The organism is Streptomyces sp. NBC_00210 (genome assembly GCF_045160975.1).
Taxonomy (GTDB): domain Bacteria; phylum Actinomycetota; class Actinomycetes; order Streptomycetales; family Streptomycetaceae; genus Streptomyces.
Window position 1 is genome coordinate 764,879 of record NZ_CP108120.1, and the last position, 24,664, is coordinate 789,542.

18 protein-coding genes are annotated in these 24,664 nt (G+C 70.3%); 15 read left to right on the top strand and 3 right to left on the bottom strand.

From position 1 onward, the window contains the following. The first annotated feature begins 69 nt into the window (after positions 1–69). The 4 genes from OG729_RS03490 to OG729_RS03505 are packed head-to-tail and all read left to right on the top strand — an operon-like array spanning position 70 to position 6,364. The gene (locus OG729_RS03490; RefSeq protein ID WP_360865088.1) at positions 70–1,188 is read left to right on the top strand and encodes a hypothetical protein; all 1,119 of its coding nucleotides are present in this window, start codon (positions 70–72) and stop codon (positions 1,186–1,188) included. After that, the gene (locus OG729_RS03495; protein ID WP_405804205.1) at positions 1,169–4,168 is read left to right on the top strand and encodes an AAA family ATPase; all 3,000 of its coding nucleotides are present in this window, start codon (positions 1,169–1,171) and stop codon (positions 4,166–4,168) included. Before OG729_RS03490 ends, OG729_RS03495 begins: the two co-directional genes overlap by 20 nt. Beyond that, entirely contained in the window at positions 4,165–5,289 is a 1,125-nt protein-coding gene (locus OG729_RS03500) for a trypsin-like peptidase domain-containing protein (RefSeq protein ID WP_405804207.1), read from the top strand. The genes OG729_RS03495 and OG729_RS03500 overlap by 4 nt, the downstream gene beginning before the upstream one ends. 10 nt (positions 5,290–5,299) lie before the next feature. After that, positions 5,300–6,364, top strand: coding sequence for a trypsin-like serine peptidase (locus OG729_RS03505; RefSeq protein WP_405804208.1), 1,065 nt, complete (start codon positions 5,300–5,302; stop codon positions 6,362–6,364). A gap of 17 nt (positions 6,365–6,381) precedes the next feature. Here OG729_RS03505 and OG729_RS03510 read toward each other — a convergent pair whose 3' ends face one another. Beyond that, positions 6,382–7,167, bottom strand: a complete 786-nt coding sequence (locus OG729_RS03510; RefSeq protein WP_360865100.1) for a VOC family protein — start codon at positions 7,165–7,167, stop codon at positions 6,382–6,384. Positions 7,168–7,612: 445 nt separating this feature from the next. On the opposite strand from OG729_RS03510, the gene OG729_RS03515 reads away from it, so the two are divergent. The 3 genes from OG729_RS03515 to OG729_RS03525 all read left to right on the top strand — a co-directional run bounded on the left by OG729_RS03515 (position 7,613) and on the right by OG729_RS03525 (position 13,347). Next, positions 7,613–9,409, top strand: a complete 1,797-nt coding sequence (locus OG729_RS03515) for a S8 family serine peptidase (RefSeq protein ID WP_405804210.1) — start codon at positions 7,613–7,615, stop codon at positions 9,407–9,409. Positions 9,410–9,598: 189 nt separating this feature from the next. Then, positions 9,599–12,496, top strand: a complete 2,898-nt coding sequence (locus OG729_RS03520) for an AAA family ATPase (protein WP_405811031.1) — start codon at positions 9,599–9,601, stop codon at positions 12,494–12,496. 164 nt (positions 12,497–12,660) lie between these two features. After that, positions 12,661–13,347, top strand: a complete 687-nt coding sequence (locus OG729_RS03525; protein WP_405804211.1) for a VC0807 family protein — start codon at positions 12,661–12,663, stop codon at positions 13,345–13,347. Positions 13,348–13,353: 6 nt separating this feature from the next. Here OG729_RS03525 and OG729_RS03530 read toward each other — a convergent pair whose 3' ends face one another. Both OG729_RS03530 and OG729_RS03535 read right to left on the bottom strand, forming a co-directional pair. Then, complete coding sequence (locus tag OG729_RS03530; RefSeq protein ID WP_405804213.1) at positions 13,354–14,385, bottom strand: ArsR/SmtB family transcription factor; 1,032 nt, start codon at positions 14,383–14,385, stop codon at positions 13,354–13,356. Between the two features lie 172 nt (positions 14,386–14,557). Beyond that, complete coding sequence (locus tag OG729_RS03535; protein WP_405804215.1) at positions 14,558–15,943, bottom strand: FAD-binding oxidoreductase; 1,386 nt, start codon at positions 15,941–15,943, stop codon at positions 14,558–14,560. A gap of 480 nt (positions 15,944–16,423) precedes the next feature. Here OG729_RS03535 and OG729_RS03540 point away from each other — a divergent pair, with 480 nt between their 5' ends. From OG729_RS03540 to cseB, 8 genes are all read left to right on the top strand, one after another. Continuing rightward, positions 16,424–17,068 (top strand): GntR family transcriptional regulator, encoded by a 645-nt coding sequence (locus tag OG729_RS03540; protein ID WP_405804216.1) that lies wholly within the window; start codon positions 16,424–16,426, stop codon positions 17,066–17,068. Continuing rightward, positions 17,065–17,976 (top strand): dihydrodipicolinate synthase family protein, encoded by a 912-nt coding sequence (locus OG729_RS03545; protein WP_405804218.1) that lies wholly within the window; start codon positions 17,065–17,067, stop codon positions 17,974–17,976. The genes OG729_RS03540 and OG729_RS03545 overlap by 4 nt, the downstream gene beginning before the upstream one ends. After that, positions 17,973–19,694, top strand: coding sequence for an L-arabinonate dehydratase (gene araD / locus OG729_RS03550; RefSeq protein WP_405804220.1), 1,722 nt, complete (start codon positions 17,973–17,975; stop codon positions 19,692–19,694). The genes OG729_RS03545 and araD overlap by 4 nt, the downstream gene beginning before the upstream one ends. An 88-nt stretch (positions 19,695–19,782) precedes the next feature. After that, positions 19,783–20,523: a carbonic anhydrase gene (locus OG729_RS03555; protein WP_360865122.1), complete on the top strand. Its 741-nt coding sequence runs from the start codon at positions 19,783–19,785 to the stop codon at positions 20,521–20,523. Between the two features lie 145 nt (positions 20,524–20,668). Then, a complete protein-coding gene (locus tag OG729_RS03560; RefSeq protein WP_405804222.1) occupies positions 20,669–22,285 on the top strand; it encodes a serine/threonine-protein kinase in 1,617 nt (538 codons plus the stop codon). Beyond that, a complete protein-coding gene (locus OG729_RS03565; RefSeq protein ID WP_405804224.1) occupies positions 22,282–23,097 on the top strand; it encodes a hypothetical protein in 816 nt (271 codons plus the stop codon). The genes OG729_RS03560 and OG729_RS03565 overlap by 4 nt, the downstream gene beginning before the upstream one ends. Before the next feature lie 161 nt (positions 23,098–23,258). Then, positions 23,259–23,948, top strand: a complete 690-nt coding sequence (locus OG729_RS03570; RefSeq protein WP_405804225.1) for a hypothetical protein — start codon at positions 23,259–23,261, stop codon at positions 23,946–23,948. Continuing rightward, the gene (gene cseB, locus OG729_RS03575; protein WP_405804226.1) at positions 23,945–24,664 is read left to right on the top strand and encodes a two-component system response regulator CseB; all 720 of its coding nucleotides are present in this window, start codon (positions 23,945–23,947) and stop codon (positions 24,662–24,664) included. The genes OG729_RS03570 and cseB overlap by 4 nt, the downstream gene beginning before the upstream one ends.

Here is a 24,664-nt window from a genome sequence, read left to right on the forward strand (position 1 = left end):
CAAACATGACAAGTAGCAGTTGGTCCGGCCCTTGCTCCCCAGGGGCGGCTGGGTAGGTGCGCTATGCCGTTGGCCGAAACGGAATGGGACCTCGTCACCCTCTGGGTACGGGAGTACCTGCTCGACACCACCGATCCGCACGCTCAGCTCGCCCAGTACGGATTCTCCGCGGATTTCATCTCCGCCCTCGCTCTGACGGCGGTCAGTGCGGAGAACGCCCGCGCACTCGTTCAAGCTTCACGCAAAGACATCCAGCGGCAGCTCGCACTTGTCGAGGCCCTCGCCTCGGTCGACCGGTTGTCCGTGCTGCCGGAAATCTCCAAGGCCCTTGAGTTCCGCGACCGCCTGCGCGAGGACTGCCGCGCCCATGCCTCGGAGGACAACTTCCGTACCTGTGTCCTCAAGAACGGGACAGAGGTCTTCATCGACCGTCAGAGCCTGCGGGAAACGCTGCGCCGGTTCGTCGACGACCCCGAGAAGTCCGTGCTGCTGGTCGACGGGGAGCCGGACAGCGGCAGGTCGTACACCTACAACCTCATCCGCCACATCGGGCAGCACCGCGGATTCCGTCCGGCACGAGTCACCCTGTCGCAGACCTCCTCCGCGGACAAGGTCATCCGCCGGATGGCGGAGTTCGTCGCCGACCCCGGCGCGGGACTGTCACCGTTGAACCCCACCGAACTGAACGACCTGCTGCCCTCGATCGACGACGCGGTGCACTGGGTGGTCGGCAGGGCGACAGCCGTCGACGACCGTTTCTGGCTGGTCCTCGACGAGTGCGACAAACTCGCCCCCAGCTCCGACGTGTGGGACTTCATCGGACAACTGGCTCTCGCCATCTACGAGCACGCGGCGGTACGCGGCGACCAGGCTCCCCGCCTGGTGCTCCTCGGCTACGGGCCCGCGATGCGTCAACTGCCGTACGACCTGCGGGGAAGCCTCTGCTGGGACACGGCCCGGGTCGCCGAACCCGCCGATCTGCGCAGCTTCTTCGACCAGTACTTCCACGAATCCCCTCCCGCATTCCTCAAGGCCGGAGCACCCGCGGAGTCGACGATCAGCGAATTCGTCGACGTGGCCGTCCAGGAAGTACTCGAGGCGGCGGAAGCGGCCGCCGGCGGCGAGAGCTACATGCGGAAGATCTGCACGGCAGCGGAGGGGGCGATTCGTGTCTACCGAACCCTCTGAGGCGCGCAGGATCTTCACCGAACGACTGCGCCGGGAACTGCGCGGCGCAGACGACCGCACCCACGTCGTCTCCGACACCCGCGGCGCCTACCGGCAAGCCGCCTGCCTGCTCGCCCACTTCGATCCCATGCTGCTCAGGCTGCCCGGCGAGGAGCGCGCCCACGGCGGCGCGCTCCTTGAGCTCCTCGACGACTGCACGACCATGGGCAGGAAGGACAGGGCCCTGTGGAGCCTCAAGGCCGATGTCCGGGACCGCGTGCTGCGATCTCTCGCCGGCCCGGAAGCAGCCCGGATTGCGCTGGAGTGCAACATCGACCAGTTCCAGGAGGAGGAGTCCGGGCCGGAGCGCAGCGCTCTGGCCCATCTGTCCGGCGAGAGGCCGTCGGCGACGGACCAGAGCGCCGACGAACTGGCCGACACCCTCCAGGCGGTGCTGTGGCTGTCGCGCATACCGGGCATCAGCGGGCTGCCGGACGCCGGTGAACTCCAGCACTCCCTGGAGCGGGCCAGACTCCTGCAGCCCCTCGAACGGCTCGCAGGGGGAACGTTCCAGGGGCGCACCCGCGAACTCGAGGAACTGCGCAACTACATCGACCTGCCCACCGAGGCCGAGGCCGATGCCGCCCGAACGGAACGGGCCGGGCGTAACCCCTCGGTCGGCGTCGACAGCGCACCCGTGCCCCCACTGGTCATCCACGGGCCCGGCGGCATGGGCAAGAGCACCCTTCTCGCCGAGTTCCTCCTCGACAGCGTCCACGGCCACACCGCCGGCTTCCCCTTCGCCTACATCGACTTCGAGCGGCCCACACTCTCGATCCACGAGCCGGTCACCCTCATCGCCGAGGCCGCGCGGCAGCTCGGCATCCAGTACCCCACTCACCGTGCCGAGCTGGACGCCCTGGCGGACGAGTGCCAGCAGGCGGCGCGCAGTCAACGGGAGGGCCAGGACCGTGTGACCCAGCTGCACGAGCTCGCCACCACCCGGTCCGTGCTGGGGCGCAGCTCCTCGCAGGAGTTCCAGCTGCTCGCCACCGAGCGCGAGACCGACCTCATCCGGCGGGTCGCCGACGTCCTGGTCCGCTCCGTGGCGGCAGCGCACCAGAAGATCCCCCCGTTCGTGCTGGTCGTCGACTCGTTCGAGGAGGCCCAGTACCGCGGTTCCCCAGTGGTGGGGAGGATGTGGGCGATCTGCGTCGCGCTCCAGTACGTCTACCCGCGACTGCGCGTCGTCGTCTCCGGGCGGGCTCCCGTCGGCCATCCGGCAGGCGCCATGACACCGCTGGACATCGAACTGCACGAGCTCGATCCGCCGGCAGCCGTCGGTCTTCTGATGTCCTGCGGCGTCAAGGACCCCGATGTGGCACGGGCGTTGGCCGACCGGGTCGGCGGCCATCCGCTGAGTCTGAAACTGGCCGCCCGGGCAGCCACACTCGCCGGAAGCGAAGCCGACCGGATGGGCGAACTGATCCGCAGCCTGCCCGCCCGGCGCCGGCACGTCTTCCGCCGCGTCGACCAGATGCTCGTCCAGGGCATTCTCTACGACCGCATCCTCAACCACATCGCGAACCAGGACGTGCGCCGTCTCGCCCATCCGGGCATGGTGCTGCGGGTCATCACCCCCGACATCATCAAGGACGTCCTCGCCGAGCCGTGCGGCCTGCGGGTGGACACCCTGGACGACGCCCGTCTCCTCTTCGACGAGCTCTCCCGTCTCGACCTGGTCGAACCGGCCGGACCCGAGGCCGTGGCGCACCGCGGTGACGTACGCGCCATCATGCTGCGGCTGCCGGGCAGCGACCGCACCGACGTGATGCGCACCGTCGAACGGCGCGCAGTCGCGTACTACGCCGCGCGGGACGGTCTTGAGGCACGCGCCGAGGAGATCTACCACCGGCTGCGGCTCAACGAGAACCCGCGGTCGGTGGAGGAGCGGTGGCTGCCAGGAGTCGAGCGGTTCCTCGTCGGCGCACAGCAGGAGATGGCCCCCAGAGCAGCCGGCCTGCTCACCGCCAAGCTCGGCGGCGGGGCATCCGACCACGTCATGGCGGGCGCCGACCAGGAGGACTGGGAGCGGATCGCCGCCCGCGAGGTGGAGGATCTGCTGGCGCAGGGCTTCGCCGACGAGGCGTTCGTGCGGCTCGCGGAACGCCGGCCCTGGACACCGTGCAGCCCGCTGCACTCCCTGCTGGCCGAGACCCTGAACCGGCTCGGCAAGCGGGAGGAGGCCCGCAGGGCGACGGCGGACGCCATCGACTCCGCGCAGAGCGCGGGATGCACGGAGCGGCTGCTGGAGCTGCTGTTGCTCTCCGCCCGTCTCTCGCAGGACGCGGGCGACCTTGATTGCGCCGACCGCGATCTGCGCACGGCGGAGGACATCGCGGTCGGCCTCGGGCAGGACCTCGAAGCAATGGGAGCGCTGCTCGCCCGCTCCTGCCTCGCGGCTGACGCCGAGGCCCCGGATCTCGAAGCCGACAACCAGCTCGCCAAGAAGCTGCGGCGGCTGCCCGACGCCGTTCTCGCCGACCAGCCCGTACTCGTACGCGCCGTCGCGTCGCAGGTCTACACGCAGGATCCCGGGGCGCTCGAGCACGCGGTGGAGGTCGTGGGTCTGCCGACGGACGACGCGGCGCTGGAAACCCTCGGCGCGGCGATACGGCATGCGGCCTCCCGCCAACCAGCACTGCTCGGAACGCTGATGGACATCCTCCGCGACGCCGCTGGACCGGCCCGGTCACCGGAAAGAGCCGGCCCGTCCAACACCACCGACATCCTGCGGCTGGCTCGCGACCGCGGCACCCTCGACGTCCTCGCCCGGCGGCTCCTTGCCGTCCATGACGAGGGCGGTGGGATCGCGGCCGGAGTGGCCGCCGCCATGGGCGCGGGAGCCGCCGGTCGTACGACGCAGACACGCGCGCGCCGCGTCGCGATGAAGAACAGCGCACGCGAAGGGAACGGCCCACCACGGCCTGATCAGGCATGAACGCGTACCTCACGCCGGAAGAAATCCTCCAGGTGCGGGACGCCGCCCTCGAGACCGGGCTCGCCGACCCGATGGTCCGGCCGCTGCTGTTCGACGGCATCATGCCCAAGTACCGCGGCACGCTGCCGCTGCTTCCCGCACCCGGACGGCAGGTGCACTCGGACCTCAACGAAATGAATCGGGTCGAGCGGCTGGTGGACGGCTCCGTGCCACTGGAGATCTGGCTGCGCAACGCCGTCGCCCAGACCACCGAGGCCGAACATCTCGCCGTCCTGCAGCGCGCCCTGGACGATGTCGCACGCAGCGCCGGAGGCGAGCCGGACATCGTCGCGGAGCTGCCCGCCCCGGAAATCAAGGAAGAAATAGTCCACCGCGACGACACGGTCCCCTTCGACTTCCTCCGGGGCGGCGACCTGGCCGGATTGGCGGTCGCCCGCATCAAGGTTCCCCCCTACCAGGGCGGCTCCCCGCTCCAGCCGAACGGCTTCCCGCACGCCGGCACCGGCTGGCTCATCGCCCCTGCCCTGCTCATCACCAACCACCACGTGGTCAACGCACGGACCGGCTCGGGCAAGGACCGCCCCGGGGCCGACGCCGAAGACCTGCAACTCCAGGCGCGGCATGCGCACGCGCGGTTCGACTACGACACGGACGACGTGGAGACCGAGGAGGCCACCGTCAGTGAACTCGTCGCCGCGGACAGGGAACTGGACTACGCGATCCTCCGGCTGACCACCGAGCCCTCCCGGCCGGTGCTGAAGCTGGCGAGGCAACCGCTGGCCGTAACCCAGGGTGATTTCGTGGCGGTCAACATCATCCAGCACCCCGGCGGCCGGCCGAAACGTGTCGCCCTGCGCAACAACCTCGTCTACGAAGCCGACGAGCACGATGTGCGCTACTTCACCGACACCCGCGGCGGATCCTCCGGATCGCCCGTCCTCACGGACGACTGGAGGGTGGTCGCACTCCACCGGGGGACGCGGCGCGTGGAGGACGTGATGTTCCAGGGCAGGGCGACGGCCTTCGTCAACGTCGGTACGCAGATGAACAGTGTCATGGGCCATCTCAAGGCCAACAACCCCGACATCCATGCCGAGATCGAGACGGCACAGCACGACTGAGGAGGGCGACATGGGCAATCGCAGCAGGTCACCGGTGGCCACCGACCCCCAGCAGGTCTTCACCGACCTCCGGGAGGTCGCGCAGCGGGTACGGGAGGGACTGTGGCAGGAAGTCCCCGAATCATCGGCGGAACTCCCCGCGGAGGAACAGCCGGGCGGGCAGATATCCCAGTTCGCCCAGCAGGAACGGGACCGTGTGCTGTCGGCGGGCGCGGACGGCCTGGACAAGCTCGCCGAGGGGCGCGCGGACGAGATCAGCGACGACGAAGCCTTCGGGATGGAGGCCATCGTCCTGCTCGAAGGCAGACCCGCCATCCTCATCCAGAACCATGACTTCGCGCCGCAGGAGGGCGACTGGGCGGTCCTCGACGGCCACCGGGCGGCGATCCGCGAGTCGATCGCGCGCGTGGGAAGGGTCGAGGTCTCGGGACACGCCAGCCTGGACTGGCTCGGCACCGCCTTTCTCGTCAGCCCGGACGTCGTCATGACGAACCGTCATGTGGCAGTGGAATTCGCCCGCGCCGACGGCGCCGGGTGGACCTTCCAGCCGGGCATGAACGCGCGGATCGACCTGACCGAGGAGTACGGCGCGCCCCTGGGGGACGGCGGACCGGCGTACCACGTCGATCAGGTACTGGGCATCCACCAGGACGTCGACATGGCCCTGCTGCGGGTCTCCCCCGCCGCGGACGTCCCGGCACTGCCGACTCCGCTCCCGGTGGCCGCGGACGCCCCGGCCGACCTGCCCGGACATCCGGTGTACTGCGTCGGCTATCCGGCGTACGACGGCCGGCGCAACGAACCGGAGTCGATGAGCAGGATCTTCATGGACATCTACAACGTCAAGCGCCTCCAGCCCGGCACCACCACGGAGCTCGCGTCCCAGCAGAACGTCGTGAAGCACGACTGCTCCACCCTGGGCGGAAACAGCGGCTCCCCGGTCTTCGACCTCACCGACCACCGCGTCCTCGGCCTCCACTTCGGCGGCCGTTACGGTCTTGGCAACTACGCCGTACCTCTGTGGCGGATGGTGGACGATCCTCTGCTGCGCCGCGCCGAGGTCAACTTCGTCTGACTGTCCGGGCTGCGGACTCAGCGGTCAGCGCCGCGGATGATGGCCAAGGGAGCGCCGAAGGGATCGGTGAACATGGCCAGGCGGCCCACACCCTCCGCGTCGATCGGCGAGATGAGCGGGGTGGCAGCCTGCCGGGTGGCTTCGGCAAAGGTGGCGTCGACGTCGGTCACTTCGAAGTACGGATGCCACTCTGAACGGGAGCCCGCCGCCAGGTTCTCCTTCGGCAGCTGCATGATGCCGCCCTGCGTGGCCCTCTCGCCGCCGCCCTGGGGAGAGACGACGGTGTACGTGATACCGGCGAGCGGCATGTCCTCGAAGTCCCACGAGAACACGGAGCGATAGAAGTCCTTCGCGGCGGCAGCGTCCGTGGTGTACAGCTCGGTCCAGGACAGCGTGTTCACATCGGTGACCGCTTCCAGGCCCTTCGTGTCGCCGGGCTGCCAGGCGGCGAATTGGGCGCCGGTCGGGTCGGTGTACGCCGCCATCCGGCCTTCCGAGAAGACGTCCATGGGCGGGACGCGGACGGTGCCGCCGGCCTGCTCGACGGCCCTGGTGGTGGCGTCGGCGTCGGCGGTGTGGAAATACGGCGTCCAGGCGGAGGCCGCGCCCTCCTCGGTGAGCGGGCCGATCGCGGCGACCGTCTTCCCGTGCAGCCGCAGGAAGCCGTACTCTCCGGCTTCCGGTCCCATGGTCAGCAACTCCCAGCCGAACAGGGCTCCGTAGAAGGCGGCGGCCGCTTCGACGTCGGGGCTTCCCAGATCGAGCCAGTTCGGCGCGCCCGGGACGTATGTGGTGGTCAGCATCGCGGTTCTCCTCCCGCACGCGAGCGGGGATGACGGTTTGTGGTCAGTCGCCTTCAGCGTGCCAGTCCGCACTGACATCCGCCGTTGCGTGCGTCGCGACACGCCGTGCCCCTGCCGCACCCCGGTCACTGCTGAGGGATCCCGCCACGGGGTGACAAGGGTTTTCCCCGTATCGGGTTCATCTCCGCGTTCCCTACTGTCTGCCGCACCGGCGAATTCCAGCCCCTGACCGTTGGATGTCAGGTGCATGTAAATCGTGGGTTCCGCCGGCGACGGCCCTTGACCAGGGGCCGTCGCGCCGACGGCGGCGTCAGGGCGACCCGGCCCAGGGAACCGCGGATCGCACCCCCACAGCGAACCGCGGTTCCCACGCCGCCTGCCGCCTCCGCACCGTCAGTTGAAAGGGAACACCTTGAACGGTTCCAGACGGAGACTCATATCCGTCGTGGCCGCGAGCGCGACGATCGCCGCCGTCGCCGCCACGTCGTCCGTGGCACTCGCCGCCACCCCGCCGGCCCCCTCGCCGAAGCCCGCTCCGGCTTCGCAGTCCATGACCGGGCTGCCGACCGCAGCGGTCGAGAGGGTCATCGTCACCTACAAGTCCAGGACGTCCGAGGCCACGTCCAACACGGCGGCCAGAAGCGACGCGACGGCCAAGGCCGCGGAGACCGGCGAGAGCCTGTCGTTCGAGCGCCGGCTGGCCGGCGGCGCGGCTCTGGTCGACCTGGGTGGCAAGGCGTCCAAGAAGGACCTCACCGAGGTCCTGGACGCCTTCCGCGCCGACCCGTCGGTCGCGTCCGCGGAGCCCGACATCCGCGCCTACGCAATGGCGGTCACCCCGAACGACACCGAGTACACCAAGCAGTGGGATCTGTTCGAGGCCACCGGCGGCATGAACGTCCCCGGCGCCTGGGACAAGACCACCGGCAGCGGCGTCACCGTCGCCGTCATCGACACCGGCTACGCCGCCCACACGGACCTGGCCGCCAATGTCGTGTCCGGCTACGACTTCATCTCGACCGCAGCGGACGCCCGGGACGGCAACGGCCGGGACAGCGACGCCAAGGACGAGGGCGACTGGAGCGCGACCGACGGCGAGTGCGGCACCGGTTCCAAGGCCAGCAACTCCTCTTGGCACGGCACCCATGTCGCGGGCACGATCGCGGCAACGACGGGCAACAGCAAGGGCGTTGCGGGTATCGCGTACAACGCGAAGATCCAGCCGGTCCGCGTGCTCGGCAAGTGCGGCGGCTCCTCCGCGGACATCGCCGACGCGATCACCTGGGCGTCCGGCGGCACCGTCCCGGGCGTCCCGGCGAACCCGAACCCGGCCAAGGTCATCAACATGAGCCTCGGCGGCGCCAGCGCCACCTGCCCCAGCGTCTACCAGAACGCGATCAACGGCGCGGTGTCGCGCGGCACCACGGTCGTCGTGGCGGCGGGCAACAGCAACGCCAACGCCTCCGGCTTCACCCCGGCCAACTGCTCGGGCGTCATCAACGTGGCGTCCACCTCTCGCGAGGGCAACCGTTCGTTCTACTCGAACTTCGGCTCCATCGTCGATGTCTCGGCTCCCGGCGGCGAGACCCGCCGCGCCACCGACACCCCGGGCACCGTCACCACCCCCGAAAACGGCATCCTCTCCACGCTGAACTCCGGGGCCACCACCCAGTCGACCGAGAACTACAAGCCCTACCAGGGCACTTCGATGGCTGCCCCGCACATCGCCGGGCTCGCCGCGCTGCTCAAGTCGGCCAAGAGCACTCTGACCCCGGCCGAGATCGAGGCCGCGATCAAGAGCAACGCCAGGCCACTGCCGGGCACCTGCACCGGCGGCTGCGGCACCGGCATCGCCGACGCGGCGAAGACCGTGAACGCCGTCACCGGCACCACCGGCGGCACGACGTTCAGCAACACGGCGGACGTGACGATCGCGGACCTCTCGACCGTCAGCTCGTCGATCGCCGTCACCGGCCTCACCGGCAACGCCCCGGCTGCGCTCAAGGTCAACGTGGACATCAAGCACACCTGGCGCGGCGACCTGGTCATCGACCTGATCGCGCCGGACGGCACGGTGCGCAACCTCAAGGCATCGTCGTCGTCCGACAGCGCCGACAACGTGCTCGCGACGTACACGGTCGACGCGTCCAGCGAGGTGGCAGGCGGCACCTGGAAGCTGCAGGTCCGCGATGTGGCATCGGGTGACACCGGCTACATCGACTCCTGGAGTCTCACCTTCTGAACCACCCGAACAACCGCATCACAGCTGGTCAGGGCGCGTTCGCGGCATCTCGCCGCGGGCGCGCCCCGCCGCCTTTCCGGGCGCGCGTGTCCGCATGCCGGACACACAGCCTGGACTGCGGTGGCCTGATTCGTATGCTCTGCTCTCAACGGGCAGAGTCCCGTGCAGGCCACAAGGGGGGTGGTGGGGGTGACAACGGCGGCGCACCGCCCTGCACCGGTCGGGCGGGGAGAGCTACTCACACGCCTCGAACGGGTCCTGCACACCCGCGGGCGCGCCCTGCTCACCGGCCCTGCCGGGGTGGGCAAGACCGAGGTCGCCCTGGCCGCCGCCGCGCGCGCCGAGTCCCGCGGCGAGACCGTACTGTGGCTCGCCACACTCCCCTCCGACCGGGACATACCCGGCGCGGCCGCCGCCGCCCTGGTCGCGACCATTTCGGCCTGCGCGTCCTGGCCCGCGGCCCGGCCCCACGTCGGCCCCGGCAGCTTCGACGTCCTCGGGGGACTGCCCGGACCGCAGCGGACCGCCATCGCCATGCTGTGCCGCGAGGCGCCCGTGCCCGTCGACGGCTGGGACCCCATCGCCCTGCGACTCGCCCTCGCGCAGATTCTGCGGACGCTCGCCGCACACGGCCCCGTCCTGCTCGTCGTCGACGGCGTCCAGCGCATCGACGACAACAGCGCCGACCTGTTGCGGTTCGCCCTCCATCTGGCTCCATCAGCGCTACGGGTCGTCGCCGTCGAGACCCCGGCGGCGTACGGACCCGATCCATCCACCACGAGTACCCCGCCGCAGGACGCTGCCTGCCCGGAGCCCCTGTGGGTGCCGTCCGAGGCCGACATCCTCAACGTAGCGCCGCTGCACGCCGACGAGATCGCCGAACTCCTCATCCACCACCGGCTGCCGTCCCGGATGGCCGGCCGTATCCACAAGGCCAGCGGCGGCAATCCGCGTCTCGCGCTCGCTGTCGGCCGGTCCCTCGCCGACGCCAGGACGCCGGTGCACCACGCCGAGGCACTGTCCCTGTCCGGGCGCGCACGCGATCTCGCACGTCAACTGCTCGGCGCCGCCTCCCCCGGCGTGCGTGACACGCTCCTGCTGGCCGCACTGGCGCTGCGCCCGACGGCTTCGCTGATCCGCCGCACGGGCCGCCCCACGGCCGAGGCCGACCTCGCCGCCGCCGAGCGGGCGAATCTCATCTCACTCACGGAGGACGGGACGGTCGCCTTCACGGCCGGGCTGCTGCCCTCCACGCTGGTGCACGACGCCGGCTGGACCGAGCGCAGCGACGGTCATGCGGCTCTCGCGCGGGTCGTTGACGACCCGGTCGAGGCCGTACGGCACCGGGCGCTGGCCACCGACATCCCCGACGAGCAACTGGCAGCGGAAGTCGCGGTCGCGGCCGACACCGCGCGACGCCGCGGGAACAGCGCACTGGCTGCCGAACTCGCCCTGCTCGCCGCCGAGTCCACGCCCGGCTCGCACAGCGCGCAGCGGCTCGCCCGGCTCGTCGACGCCGCCGAGGAAGCCGCCCGCGCCGCCCGCGCGGACCTTGCGATGCGCGCCGCGACCGATCTCCTCGCCCGCGACGCCGCACCCGCCCTCCGCGTTCGCGCGCGGCTCGCGGTGCTGGACACGGCCGGGCAGGGACTGACCGACCTCGACGAGATCTACGTCCACGCCATGGAGGACTCCGAGGGCGACACGGCGCTGCGAGCGGCCGTCCAGCTGCGGCTGGCGGTAAAGCATGTGCTGGCCGACGGTGATCCCGTACGCTCCCGGGCCGCCGCCGTCGAGTCCGCGGTACTGGCCTCTTCGGTCGGCGACCGTACGACGGCGGCCACGGCGCTGACCGTCCAGGCGCGCATGGACCGCGTCCTCGGCTCGCCGGACGCGGAGGAGGTTCTGGCCGAGGCACGAGCCCTCGAGATGGTCGTGCGGCCGCTGGGTATCCGGAACTCCGCACAGATCCTGACGATCCGCCATGCGCTGTTCGACGACCGGCTCACCGACGCCCGCGACCAGCTCAACGCCCTGCTGCCGCTGGTCGAGCGCCGTGGCCCGGTGGAGGACGCCATCGAGCTGTTCCATACGCTCGCGGAGATCGACGCCCGGCAGGGGCAGTGCGCGGCGTCGCTCGCGCACGCCGGACGGTCACTCGCCCTGACCCTGGAGGCCGGCCTCTCGCCGGGGCCCGCCTGGTACACACTGGCTCTCGCGGAGAGCGCCGGCGGCAGTTTTGCGCGCGCCGCGAGCTACGCCCGGCGCAGTGTCCAGGCATCCGAGGAGGAGGGCGACCATGTCTTCCTCTCCCGCAGTCTGTACGCACTCGGCCGGGTCCAGCTCGTGGCCGGGGATGTGGCCAATGCCCTGGAGACCCTGCGCCGGGTGCAGTCCGGCGAGCGCGCCCAGTCGACCGTCGACCCCTCCATGCTGCGCTGGCACGAGGAGCTGGCCGAGGCGCTGATCGCGAGCGACGCCCCCGAGGAGGCCGCGGCTCTGCTCGCCGATGTACGGCCCGTCGCCGAACGCCTGGGCCGCGCAACGGTGCTGCTCGGCTGCGACCGGGTGTACGCCCTGTATCTGGCGGCGGTCGGAAAGCCCGATGAGGCGGCGGGGCTGCTGACCGAGACCGCCGATCGCTTCGCGGCGGCGGGGCTGCCGTTGGCACGCGGCCGGGCGCTGATCGCGCTCGCCCGGGTCGAACGCCGCCGCCGCAGACGGTCGGCCGCACAGAACGCGCTGCACGCTGCGGCCGCGGTCTTCGAACGGGCGGGGGCGTCGCCCTGGCTGGCACTGGTGACGGAGACACCGTCCCGTACGACCGAACCCGACCCGGCCCGCGGCGGCGCCGTGTCCTCGCTCACGGAGGCGGAGTTGCGGCTCGCGCAGCTGGTCGGCCAGGGGGCCAGCAATCAGGAGGCGGCGGCGAAGCTGTACCTCAGTGTGAAGACGGTCGAGGCACGGCTCACCCGCATCTACCAGAAACTGGACGTCCGTTCGCGCGCCCAGCTGGCAAGCGCCCTCAACGCGTGGCCCGCCCATCGGCCGCCGGCGGACACGACGGACGGCCCGGCGGCGGACTGACGAGCGGCTCCGTCGGATGATCGAGGCTGAAGTCCGGCGTACACCCGAACCGGCTGACAAATGTCATGCCGCACTCAGGACGCAAGGCTCTGCAGGGTGCAGGGTCCTTCCCGCGAAGCTGTTCCCGTCATCCGGAACACAGCGACAACGGAGGAACCCGCATCATGGACAGCAGCAACCGCAGCCCCCTCGTGCAGAGCCTGACGCCGCTGCTCGTCGAGGCGGGCGTGCCGATGGCCGCCTACTACGCCCTCAAGGCGGGCGGGCTGTCCACCTTCGCCGCGCTGGCGATCAGCAGTGTCCTGCCGGCGGTGCGGACCGTGTGGGGTGTCATACGGGAACGGCGCCTCAACCGGTTCGCCGCGCTGATCCTGTTCGTCAATCTGATCAGCCTCGCGCTGTCCACGGTAAGCGGCGACCCGCGCTTGATACTCGCCAAGGACAGCGGCGTCAGCAGTGTGATCGGCCTCTCAATCCTCCTCTCCGCCGCCACCGGCCGCCCGCTGACGACGACCGCGCTCAAGCCGTGGCTGACCAGGAACAGCGGGGAGAAGACCGCCGCATGGGACCGCCTGATGGCCATGGATCCCCGCTTCCGCCGCGGCGAGGCACTGTTCTCCGTGGTCTGGGGCACGGCGCTGCTGGGCGAGTGCGTGGTGCGCATCGTGGGCGCGTACACAGTGCCGGTCGACACGATGGTCGGACTCGGCACGGTGATCCTGCTCGTCGCCATCGCCGCGGCGTTCGTGATTTCCGGAGCGCTCGCGGTCGGCCCGATGGAGAAGCTGATCGACCGCGAGGTCGCCCGGGTCGACGCCGGGCTCACCCCGGTCCCCGCCGGGCAGCATTGACACCCACTAGGTAGCCGGCTGGGCCGCTCTCCCGCCGCCGAGCGGCTCCGCCGCAACCGGTATGCCGGCGCCGAGCAGCCGAAGACCCAACGGGGTCACCGCATGCAGGACGTACTTTCCCTCGCGGCGGCTGGTCACAAGGCCGCCGTCGCGCAGAACGCTGATCTGGTAACTCACGCTCGGCAGCGAAATTCTGACGGCCTCGGCCACCTCGGACGTGGTCCGGGCGCGCCTGTTGGCCACCTCGGTGAGGACCGCCGCCCGGGTGCGGCCGAGCAGCCGAACCACGCCGTTTTCCGTCGCCCGCGCGACGTCGATCGGTACTTTCGGCACCGGATAGACGAGCACCGGGGGCAGCTCGGGGTCCGCGAGGGCGGTCGGCCGGCGCCAGCAGAAGTACGAGGGGACGAGAAGCAGACCGCGCCCCTGAAGATGCAGGTCGCGGTCGACGGGGTAATCCACCTCCAGCACCGGGGAGTTCCACCGCGCCAGCGGGTGCAACCCCTGCAGGAGTGTCTGGGTACCCCCTTCCAGCAGTGCGTGTGCGCGCTGGCTGACATCGTTGCCCACTGCGGTGCGGATGGTGGGCCAGTAGGGTCGCAGCAGTGCCCCGTGATAGGTCGCCAGGGCGCCTGTCAGGGAGTGGAGCCCGACGCGCCCCAGGCCCAGGGAACGGGTCCAGTTCGGGATCGGGCGGGATTCGGCCAGCCGCATCATCTCGTCGTTCAGCTGCCCGCGTGGGGTGCCGCGCACCTGCTCCAGGCCCTCGGCCAGTTCGGCGCCGGTGTTGGGCGGTGTGAGGAAGTCCGGGATGTAGCCGGCAGCGGGGATCAAGGTCCGCAGCAGTTGCAGGGACCGGTGCACGACCGGATCGCTGCGGAGCCTGTGATGGGCGGAGCCACGCCAGTCGCCGAAGTCGAGCCGTCCCTGTCCGGTCTGTAATCGGCAGACACTGCAGACGAGTTCCCACAGTGGATCGGGCTGCGAGGCGATTCGGATGTTCTGGAGGTCATGAGAGGTGAAGTGAATGCGGAGCATGCAGCCTCTTTCACTCGCCGGCCCTGTACGGGACCACGGCCGCCCCCCGTTAAGCGCGGCCATAGGTGGGGACGAGCAGGCGCCCTCGCATGGTTGCCCGCGGTCCTCGGCACCGAAGAAGACAGGCCAGCAGGCGCGTCGGCTCCGAAGGACGGCCGAATGACGCTGACGGTCAGCTCTGCGCGGCAGGCTCGATGTTCTGGTTGGCGTGGAAGAGATTGTTCGGGTCGTAGATCCGCTTGATCTCCGCGAGCCTGTCGTAGTGATCGCGGTAGGTCGCCCTGACCCGGTCCTGGCCCTCGCCAGCGCCGAGGAAGTTCACGTACGAACCGCCCAGCGAGTACGGGTGCAGCTCCTCCCAGTAGTCGACAGCCCACTGCCGGATGATCTCCGCATTGTCCGGATCGGGGTCAATACCGCCGATGACGCCGGACCAGACCGCGTCCCGGTATGCCCACGCGGTGTCGCCCTTGGGGACCCGGCCGGCTGCCCCGTCGACGGGATAGAGGTGCATGGTCGACAGGTCGGTGGGGAGGTTCTCGCCGTACTTGAGGTGCACATCGATGGCTTCGTCGGTGATCCGGTCGAAGAGGTCGCCGCGCCAGTACCACTGCAGTCCGGTCGGGATCAGCTCGTCGAACATGGTCTGCAGCGCGGGGTAGGGCATCGGTGTCGTGAAGTGGAAGGCCGGCCGGCCCGGCTCGCTCACGACCGTGAGGGCATCGTCGAGACGGGCCAGGTCTCCTGTCCAGCACCACACGACGCCGCACATCTTCTGCCCGTGGATCTCTTCCGGGAACGGCGGGCCCGGTGGCACGACGAGCAGCGCGAAGAAGCCGTTCAGGTCGTCGGGCGCCTGTGGCAGGAAGTCGCGGTACCACCGGAGCACCTCGCGGGTCTGGTCGACCGGCCACACGGTGACGCCGACGCCAACGGTGTGCACAGGGTGCATACGGAAGCTGAAGGAGGTGACGATGCCGAAGTTTCCGCCGCCGCCGCGCAGTGCCCAGAACAGGTCGGGATGATCGCTCTCGCTGGCGGTGACAAAGCTGCCGTCGGCGAGCACGACGTCCGCGGCCAGCAGGTTGTCCACCGTCAGTCCGTACTTGCGGGTGAGGTGGCCGTGAGCGCCGCCGAGGGTGAGGCCGCCGACGCCCGTCGTCGACATGATGCCGGCCGGAGTGGCGAGACCGAAGGCGTGGGCGGCGTGGTCGAGATCGCCGAGCTGGCTGCCGCCGCCGGCCCAGGCGACCTTCGATACGGGATCGACGCGCACCCACCGCATGGGCGACAGGTCGATGGTGACGCCGTCGTCCACCAGGCAGAGGCCGGCGCCGCTGTGCCCGCCGCCCCGTACGGCGAGTTCCAGACCGTGGTCGCGGATGAAGTCGACCGCGTTCATGACGTCGGCCGCGTCCGAGCACCGCACCATGGCGGCCGGGCGCCGGTCGATCATTGCGTTGTAGATCTTGCGAGCCTGGTTGTATTCCGGGTCCTGCGGGCCGATGACCGGGCCGCGCAGCGCTGTCCGCATCTCTTGAAGAATGGTGCCGTCCATCGCGTTCTCCCAGGCGAGGCGGGAAGCGCAACCCGCGCGGCCTGATGGCCGTTCCGGCCGCAGCATCAGGTGCCCCGCCGCAGCGGTTCTTCCCCGCCGGCGGGAGCTCGGTCCGGGTACCTTCCACGGGCCGCAGGCGCAGTCGGACGCCGCGGGGCTGATACGTCCAGCGTCCCGCCGACTGGGGGGCATCGCAATTCCTCCACCCTGCCGCGCCACTGACGTAAGGCTCCATATCGGCAATCAGGTGTTACAGATCGACGACCGGCTCGCCACCGTCCAGCGTGGGCCGCCAATACCAACACCGGACGCGCCTTTGGTGGCACCGCCGCCGCAAGTAGCAGCCCCGACAGCGACGAATGGGACGTCAGGCGGTTGCTGCGCGAAGCATTGACGAACCATCGGCACGGCTCTAGCTTCATCGCGTTGCACTTCGTACGTCATATACGAGACGCGATACGCGAGATCTGAGAGCGTGCCATGGCCTTCGCCCCGACTCCGATCCCCTCCCGCACACAGTTCGTACTGGAGGCGATCAAACACGGCATACTCACCGGCAGGCTCAGCCCGGGCCAGGCTCTCGTCGAGACCGAACTCGCCGCGCAGTTCGGGGTGTCGAAGACACCGGTACGGGAAGCGCTCAAGACATTGGCGGGCACCGGCCTGGTCGTCATGAGCCAGTACAAGGGCGCCACCGTGCGGATGGTCGACGCCGACATGGCCCGCGAGGTGTTTGACGTACGGCTGCTGCTGGAGCCGGAGGCGCTGCGGCGCACCGTCACCCGCCGGGCCTCGCTGGAGCCTGCGCAGTCGGCCCTCATCGGCGCGGACGAGGCGGCCGACGCGGCCCAACGCTCGCTGGCCAACCGCGAGTTCCACCGGGCCCTGTATCTGCCGTGCGGCAATCCTCTGCTCGCCCGGATGCTCGACGAGGTGCGTGACCAGGCGGCCCTCGTCTCCGCCGTGGCCTGGGCCGCCGAGCCGTCCTGGGAGCAAGAGGCCGCCCAGCACCGGGAGATTCTGCGGCTCGCGCTGGCCGGGGACGCCGCCGGGGCGGCCCGCGCTCTGCACGAGCACATCGCCGCCTTCGTACAACGGGCGTTTCCTGAAGGAGCAGAACTATGAGCACCCCCGATTTCACGTCGCAGCGGGACGCGCTCGCCGATGTCGTGGCCATCCCGGTCACGCCCTTCACGGCCGACGACACCCTGGACACCGGCACTCACCGCTCGCTGCTGCGGCGCCTTGTCGACGGCGGCGTGCGCACGGTCACTCCGAACGGCAACACCGGGGAGTACTACGCCCTGAGCCCCGAAGAGCGGTGCGCAGTCACGGAGTTGACCATCGACGAGGTGGGTGGGAGGGCCGCGGTTCTGGTCGGTATCGGCCTCGATCTGCCGACCGCCGTCGCAGCCGCCGAGCATGCCCGCGCCGCCGGGGCCTCGATGGTGATGGTGCATCAGCCCGTTCATCCGTACGTCTCGCAGGACGGCTGGACGGACTATCACCGCACGATCGCCGATGCCGTGCCGGAGCTCGGCGTCGTCCCGTACATCCGCAATCCGCAGCTCGACGGTGACCGCCTCGCCGAGCTCGGGGAGTTGTGCCCCAATGTCATCGGGGTGAAGTACGCCGTGCCGGATGCCGCGCGGTTCGCCGCCTTCGCGCGGGACGCCGGTCTGGACCGGTTCGTGTGGGTCGCGGGACTCGCCGAGCTGTATGCCCCGTCCTACTTTGCGAGCGGAGCCACCGGTTTCACCTCGGGTCTCGTCAACGTCTCCCCTGCCGTCTCGCTGAAGCTGCTGGCCGCGCTGCAGAGGGAGGACTACCCGGCGGCCATGGAGATCTGGGAACGGATCCGTCCGTTCGAGGAACTGCGCGCCGCCCAGCAGTCCGCCGACAATGTGACGGTGGTCAAGGAGGCACTCGCCTCGCTCGGCCTGTGCCGGCGCGACATCCGTCCGCCGAGCCGCGTGCTGCCCGAAGTCAATCGCGCGGCGGTCGCCGGACTGGTGGCCGGGTGGGGTGTATGACGCTGCGGCCCGAGCAGTTGCGCAGCCACCAGTGGTACGGCACCGATGGGCTGCGCTCCTTCAGTCACCGGGCGCGCACCCGCCAGCTCGGCTATCTCCCCGAGGAGCACCTGGGCAAACCGGTCATCGCGATCCTCAACACCTGGTCGGACATCAACCCCTGCCATGTCCATCTGCGAGAGCGGGCCCAGGCCGTGAAGCGGGGTGTGTGGCAGGCCGGGGGGTTCCCGCTCGAATTCCCGGTCTCCACGCTCTCCGAGACCTTTCAGAAGCCGACCCCGATGCTCTACCGCAACATGCTGGCGATGGAGACGGAAGAGCTGCTGCGCTCCTACCCCGTCGACGGAGCGGTGCTGATGGGCGGCTGCGACAAGTCCACGCCCGCGCTGCTGATGGGCGCCGCCTCCGTCGACCTGCCCACCGTCTTCGTGCCGGCGGGACCGATGCTGCCGGGCCACTGGCGCGACGAAGTCCTCGGCTCGGGCACGGACATGTGGAAGTACTGGGACGACAGGCGGGCCGGGCTGATCGGCGACTGCGAGATGGCGGAGCTGGAGAGCGGCCTGGCGCGCTCCCCCGGCCACTGCATGACGATGGGCACCGCCGCCACGCTGACCGCCGCGGCCGAGACGCTGGGCGTGACCCTGCCCGGCGCTTCCTCCGTCCCGGCCGTCGACTCCGGTCATGACCGGATGGCCGCGGCCTCCGGGATGCGGATCGTGGAACTCGTACGCCAGGACCTGAGGCTGTCCCGGATTCTCACTCGGGACGCGTACGAGGACGCCGTGACGACCGTGCTCGGCCTGGGCGGGTCCACCAATGCCGTGATCCATCTGATCGCGATGGCAGGACGCTCGGGTGTACGGCTCGCGCTCGACGACTTCGACCGGATCGCCCGTACCGTCCCGGTGCTTGCCAACCTCCGCCCCGGCGGCCGCTATCTGATGGAGGACTTCCACTTCGCGGGCGGGCTGCCGGGATTCCTCTCCCGGATCACCGATCTGCTGCATCTGGACCGGCCCACCGTCGCGCACGGCACGCTGCGCGAACAGCTCGCGGGGGCACTCGTACACAACGACGACGTGATCCGCAGCCGTGACAACGCCCTCGCCGACGAGGGCGGAGTGGCGGTCCTGCGCGGCAACCTCTGCCCCGACGGTGCGGTCATCAAGCACATCGCCGCCGAGCCCCGTCTTCTCAAGCACACCGGACCCGCGGTGGTCTTCCCCGACTACCGGACGATGCAGCGCACCATCAACGACCCGGAGCTCGGCATCACCCCGGACCATGTGCTGGTCCTCCAGGGCGCCGGCCCCAAGGGCGGCCCCGGCATGCCCGAGTACGGCATGCTGCCGATCCCCGACCACCTGCTCAAACAGGGTGTCCGGGACATGGTGCGGATCTCCGACGCCCGGATGAGCGGCACCAGTTACGGCACCTGCGTGCTGCACATCGCCCCCGAGTCGTACGTCGGCGGACCGCTCGCCCTGGTGCGGACCGGAGACCAGATCACCCTCGACGTCGAGGCACGCACCCTCCAACTGGGTGTGTCCGCTGGGGAGTTGGTAGACCGGAGGGCGTCCTGGACGCCGCCGCCCCAGCGGTACGAACGCGGATACGGAGCGCTCTACACCGAGCAGATCACCCAGGCCGACACGGGCTGTGACTTCGAGTTCCTGGCCAGACAGGGCAAGAACCCCGTCCCGTACGCGGGCTGAGCCGCCGGACGGTCGAAACCGGCCACGGTCAGATCAAAGGTTCCCCAACTGAACGCGCGGCCGGGACACCGGTCGCTACCTTCCCCGCATGATCTTGAACCGAGGTGATCACGCCCTTGCCGACCCAGGACGCCGTGCCCTGCTCCGTGCCGCTGTCGCAGGGACCGCAGCAGCCGGTGCCGGTCTCACTCTAGGCGCCGCGCCCGCCACGGCCGCACCGCAGACACCGGACACAGCCACCCGCCCGGCCACCCCTGACGAGGCGCTGCGCGTCTTGGCCGCCGGCAATCGGCGGTGGCGCAGATTTCAGCAGCGGCATCCCCACGAGTCCCCGGCCGTGCGCCGAGCGCTGGTCTCGGGGCAGCACCCCTTCGCCGTCATCCTGGGGTGCATCGACTCCCGCGTACCGCCGGAGCTGGTCTTCGATCAGGGGCTCGGCGATCTGCTGACCGTGCGGTCGGCCGGTGAGGTCCTGGACGAGGCCGTCCTCGGGAGCATCGCGTACGGCGTGCTGGAACTCGCGATACCCCTGATAGTGGTCCTCGGTCACCAGTCGTGCGGTGCGGTCTCCGCCGCCGTCCGTGCGGACGAGACCGGAGAACAGCTCCCCGCGCACATCCAGTATCTGGCAGATCGGATACGCCCGGCCATCGACCACGGCCAGCACGGCGACGCCCGTATCGACTCCACCATCACGCGCAATGTCGGCCTGGTGCGTGCGCGGCTCGCCGCCGAGCCAGACCTCGCGGACAAGGTGGCCTCCAAGGACCTCGCCATCATCGGGGCCAGGTACGAGCTTCACTCACAGCTCGTCCATACGACCCACTGACCGCAGCGCCCCCACCGGGCGCGGGAACCAGTCGTAACGGAAATGTGTCCCTCATGAGGACAAGACGTGGGCTACCGTGCGGCGGTCATAGATGGACGGCTGTGGGCAGTCCCCCGCCGGAAGCCGCAGTGCCGAGGGGGTCGTGATGAACGCATGGGCAGTGCCCGGGTACACCGAGACCCGGGAGTTGGGCTCGGGCGGCAGTGGGCATGTCGTCCTGGCCGTCCATGACGCGACCGGGACGCCGGTGGCCATCAAATACCTCAGCGAGCGGCTGCGGACGGACTCCGCCTTCGTCCAGGACTTCCGGGCGGAGGCCCGGCTCCTCGGCGGGCTGGACTCGCCGCATGTGGTGGGGTTGTACGAGTACGTCGAAGCGCCGCAGGGCGCCGCCATCGTGATGGAGCTGGTCGATGGCATCGCCCTGCGCGCGCTGCTGCGTCAGGAGGGTGCCACCGGTCCGGAGGCGGCGCTGGTCGTGCTCAAGGGGTCGCTGCTGGGACTGGCCGCCGCGCACCGGGCGGGTGTGGTGCACCGTGACTACAAACCGGAGAACGTCCTGGTCGCGGCGGACGGCTCGTCGAAGCTGGTCGACTTCGGCATCGCCGCGGACCGTGGCACGACGCCCGGCGTGGCGGGCACTCCGGCGTACATGGCACCCGAGCAGTGGAACGGTGAGCCCGCTTCGCCGGCGGCCGACGTCTATGCCGCGACCGCGACGTTCTACGAGTGCCTGACGGGCCGCAAACCGTACACCGGTGAGAACTTCGCCGAGCTGGCGCTGCAGCACATCAGCGCACCCGTTCCCGATCAGGACGCTCCGGAGCCGGTGCGACCGCTGATCCGGCGCGGTCTTGCCAAGGAGCCGCAGGAGCGGCCCGACAACGCGGCGGCGTTCGTGGCCGAACTGGAAGACATCGCGCAGGCAGCGTACGGCCCGGACTGGGAGGAACGGGGCCAGCGGAAACTGGCCGCGCTCGCCGCCCTGCTGCCGCTGCTCTTCCCCTCCGCCGGGGGCCAGGCCGCCGGGACCACCGAGCTGGCGACGACCACGCTCGGCGGCGCGGGCGGCTGGGGCGGCAGCTGGAAGCCGGGGCTGCGCGGGATACTGACGGGCGTCGCCGCGGTAGTGGTGGCTGTGATCGTCGCTGTCGCCGCGAACGCCACCGGCGACGGCCCGAAGCAGGCGACGGCTCAGAGCCTCGCCACCACCAGCGCCGTACCGGGCACGGCCACCGATGCGCCCACCGGTCCGTCCGCCTCCGCAAGCCCGTCAGCGTCGGCGAGCGCCTCGGCCAGCGGCTCCCCCTCTCCCTCCGCGAGCGCGAGCGTCACGACGACACCGACGGTGTCCTCGACGCCCCCGTCCCCGCCGGTGCCGTCGTCCTCCGCTCCGCCGACCGACCCCACCCCTTCCACGCCGCCCAGCACGCCTGCGGTGGGTGTGAAGTCCGTGTCCGTCACGAGCTTTCGGCAGACGGGCACCGCGGACGGGGCCGCGACCATCGACGTCGCCACGGACGGGACCGGTCCCGTGACGGTCGTCGTCACCTGGTACACCGGCCAGGCCAAGGGTGAACTGGGCGCGCCGGACGGCTCGGAGACCTTCCAGCGCAGCGGGGCGACGCAGTACACGATCAGCCTCAAGCACACCTTCCAGGGGCAGGGCTGCTACTGGGGCGTACGGGCGACGACGAACCCTGCCGCCGCGAGCGGCAGTTCCTCGCAGCAGATTCTCACCCGGCGGTGCACCATCTCATGAGAGATCCACGAATCCCCCGCGACAGCGACAGCGACAGCGACAGCGACAGCGACAGCGACAGCACACCCGAGCACGAGCACGTGCCGGACCAGATCACCGCGCGCCTGTCCGCCGACCGTGCTCACGCCGAGGCCGAAAGCGACGGGTACAGCGCGACCGCGCTGGGCAGCCACTGGTTCGAGCGGCCGGAGCCGGAGACGCTGCGGCAGCCGGAGTCGGCGACGGAGAAGGCCACACTGGTCCAGGGCGGACAGCCGGCCGACGTCGCACCCGACCGCGTGGAGGGCGATGTCCTCCGCTTCGGCCCGGGAGTGACCGCGGTCGTCGCGGGCCGCGTCCCCCACAACTCCACCGCCGCCGTCTGGCACGGCACACTGGCCGGCCAGTCCGACGGTCCGGAGCAGCCCCGCGAACGCCGCCGCGGCGGACTGCGCCGGTACGCCCTGGCCGGCACCGTACTGCTGGCCGTGCTCATCTTCCTCGCCTGGCAGCGTTACGGACCCGCGCTGGCCGTACAGGACGTGGCCGTGCAGACCTCCGCGGAGGGGCCGGGCTGCGACGGGACGGCAGATGTGGTGGGCGTGGTGAAAACCAACGGAAGGCCGGGCACGGTGACGTACCGGTGGATCCGCAGCGACGGGACCACCTCGGGCCTGCTGCGCGAGAAGCTGACCCGCGGCCAGAAGCAGGCACGCCTGCACCTGCTGTGGACGTTCCACGGCCGCGGCGAGTACCGGGCGGCGGCGGAACTGCGCATTGTCTCGCCCTCCGCGCACACGGCCGCCGCGCAGTTCACCTACCGCTGCGTCTGACCGCCGCCTCAACCGGCGTACGCCAGCCAAATGGCCCATAATGAAGGCTCCCATAATGAAGGCCATTTGAGACCCCATCGAGTGGGCCACTTCAGCTGCACCGCGAGCCTGCGGACGTCCCCCTCAGCCCCTCCCGCCCCCGCCGGTACGCTGATATGCCTATGCCCCACACCCCCCGCACCGCTTCTCACCACCGCAGGCAGACCCTCATCACCGCTCTGGTCGCCTGCGCGGCCGTCGTGGGCCTGGGCGGATGCGCCGCCGAGACCGGGGCACGGGACGGGGGCCCGGCGCCCACATTGTCGCCGCCCACCAGCGCGTCACCGCTGTGGCCGGAGTACGCCCAGCCGCTCACACCCACGCCCACCGGCCCCGACCGTCCGTATCTGAGCATCAAGGGTGTCGAGGTGCCCGCGGCCGGGCTGAAACACATAGCCGTGAAGGAGCTGTTGGAGAAGGACCCCAATGTGCCCCCGCTGGTGCACGCCGCGATGCAGGACTGCCCCGGTCCCGACTGCGGGCTGCGCCGGCCCGTCTACCGGGATCTGACCGGAGACGGGCAGGACGAGCTGGTGGTGGCACTCGATGCGCCGGAGGCCGGGCTCACGCTGATCCAGGTCTACGGGGCCTTCGGCACCGCGGTGCGGCCGGTGCTGATCAGTTGGGGGCCGCTCGGGCTCACCGGCGAGACCTTCGGGCGCGATCTGGTTCTGACCTCGACAGGCAACGACGGCCGCTTCACCACCCGCTACCGGTGGGACGGAAATGTGCTCACCGCAGCCGTACAACAGGACCAGCCCCGCACCGTGGCGAGTCCGTCACCGCTCCCCACGACCAGGACGGACCGATGACCTCTCCCCCCACCCTGCCCGGCAGCGCCGCTGAGGCCCATCTGCTGCTCGTCGAGGACGACGAGGTCATCCGCAACACCGTCCGGATGCTTCTCGAGCGCTACGGCTTCACCGTCTCCACCGCTGCCGACGGACTGTCCGGGCTTGAGATCTTCCGCGAACGCCGCCCGGATCTCCTGCTGCTCGACGTCATGCTCCCGGAGCTCGACGGCATCGGACTGTGCCGCCGTATCCGCGAACTGAGCCTTGCGCCCATCCTCATGATGTCCGCGCGCGGCGACGCCCTCGACGTCGTGTCCGGCCTTGAGGCGGGTGCCGACGACTATGTGGTCAAGCCGTGCGAGAGCGCGGTGCTCGTCGCCCGTATCCGCTCACTGCTGCGTCGCGCCTCCTTCACCCCCTCCCCAGCGGACACGGGCGGCGCCGACAACTCGACCATGACGTTCGGGGATCTGACGATCGACACCCGCGGCATGGAAGTCCATCGGGCGGGACAGCCGCTCGCCCTCACCCCTACAGAGCTGCGGATGCTTCTCGAGTTCGCCGCTTCGCCCGGTGTCGTACTGGAGCGCAGGACGCTGCTCAGCCGCGTGTGGGACCACGCCTGGCACGGCGACACTCGTGTCGTCGATCTGCATGTGCAGCGGCTGCGGGCGAAGATCGGCGCCGAACGGATCGAAACGGTCCGCGGCTTCGGCTACAAGCTGCGGCGCTGA

Bases quoted from the DNA above. Each gene is read 5' to 3' on its own strand.
- OG729_RS03500 (WP_405804207.1), top strand. From the start codon at position 4,165: ATGAACGCGTACCTCACGCCGGAAGAAATCCTCCAGGTGCGGGACGCC.
- OG729_RS03505 (WP_405804208.1), top strand. From the start codon at position 5,300: ATGGGCAATCGCAGCAGGTCACCGGTGGCCACCGACCCCCAGCAGGTC.
- OG729_RS03510 (WP_360865100.1), bottom strand. From the start codon at position 7,167: ATGCTGACCACCACATACGTCCCGGGCGCGCCGAACTGGCTCGATCTG.
- OG729_RS03525 (WP_405804211.1), top strand. From the start codon at position 12,661: ATGGACAGCAGCAACCGCAGCCCCCTCGTGCAGAGCCTGACGCCGCTG.
- OG729_RS03530 (WP_405804213.1), bottom strand. From the start codon at position 14,385: ATGCTCCGCATTCACTTCACCTCTCATGACCTCCAGAACATCCGAATC.
- OG729_RS03535 (WP_405804215.1), bottom strand. From the start codon at position 15,943: ATGGACGGCACCATTCTTCAAGAGATGCGGACAGCGCTGCGCGGCCCG.
- OG729_RS03540 (WP_405804216.1), top strand. From the start codon at position 16,424: ATGGCCTTCGCCCCGACTCCGATCCCCTCCCGCACACAGTTCGTACTG.
- OG729_RS03545 (WP_405804218.1), top strand. From the start codon at position 17,065: ATGAGCACCCCCGATTTCACGTCGCAGCGGGACGCGCTCGCCGATGTC.
- araD (WP_405804220.1), top strand. From the start codon at position 17,973: ATGACGCTGCGGCCCGAGCAGTTGCGCAGCCACCAGTGGTACGGCACC.
- OG729_RS03555 (WP_360865122.1), top strand. From the start codon at position 19,783: ATGATCTTGAACCGAGGTGATCACGCCCTTGCCGACCCAGGACGCCGT.
- OG729_RS03560 (WP_405804222.1), top strand. From the start codon at position 20,669: ATGAACGCATGGGCAGTGCCCGGGTACACCGAGACCCGGGAGTTGGGC.
- OG729_RS03565 (WP_405804224.1), top strand. From the start codon at position 22,282: ATGAGAGATCCACGAATCCCCCGCGACAGCGACAGCGACAGCGACAGC.
- OG729_RS03570 (WP_405804225.1), top strand. From the start codon at position 23,259: ATGCCCCACACCCCCCGCACCGCTTCTCACCACCGCAGGCAGACCCTC.
- cseB (WP_405804226.1), top strand. From the start codon at position 23,945: ATGACCTCTCCCCCCACCCTGCCCGGCAGCGCCGCTGAGGCCCATCTG.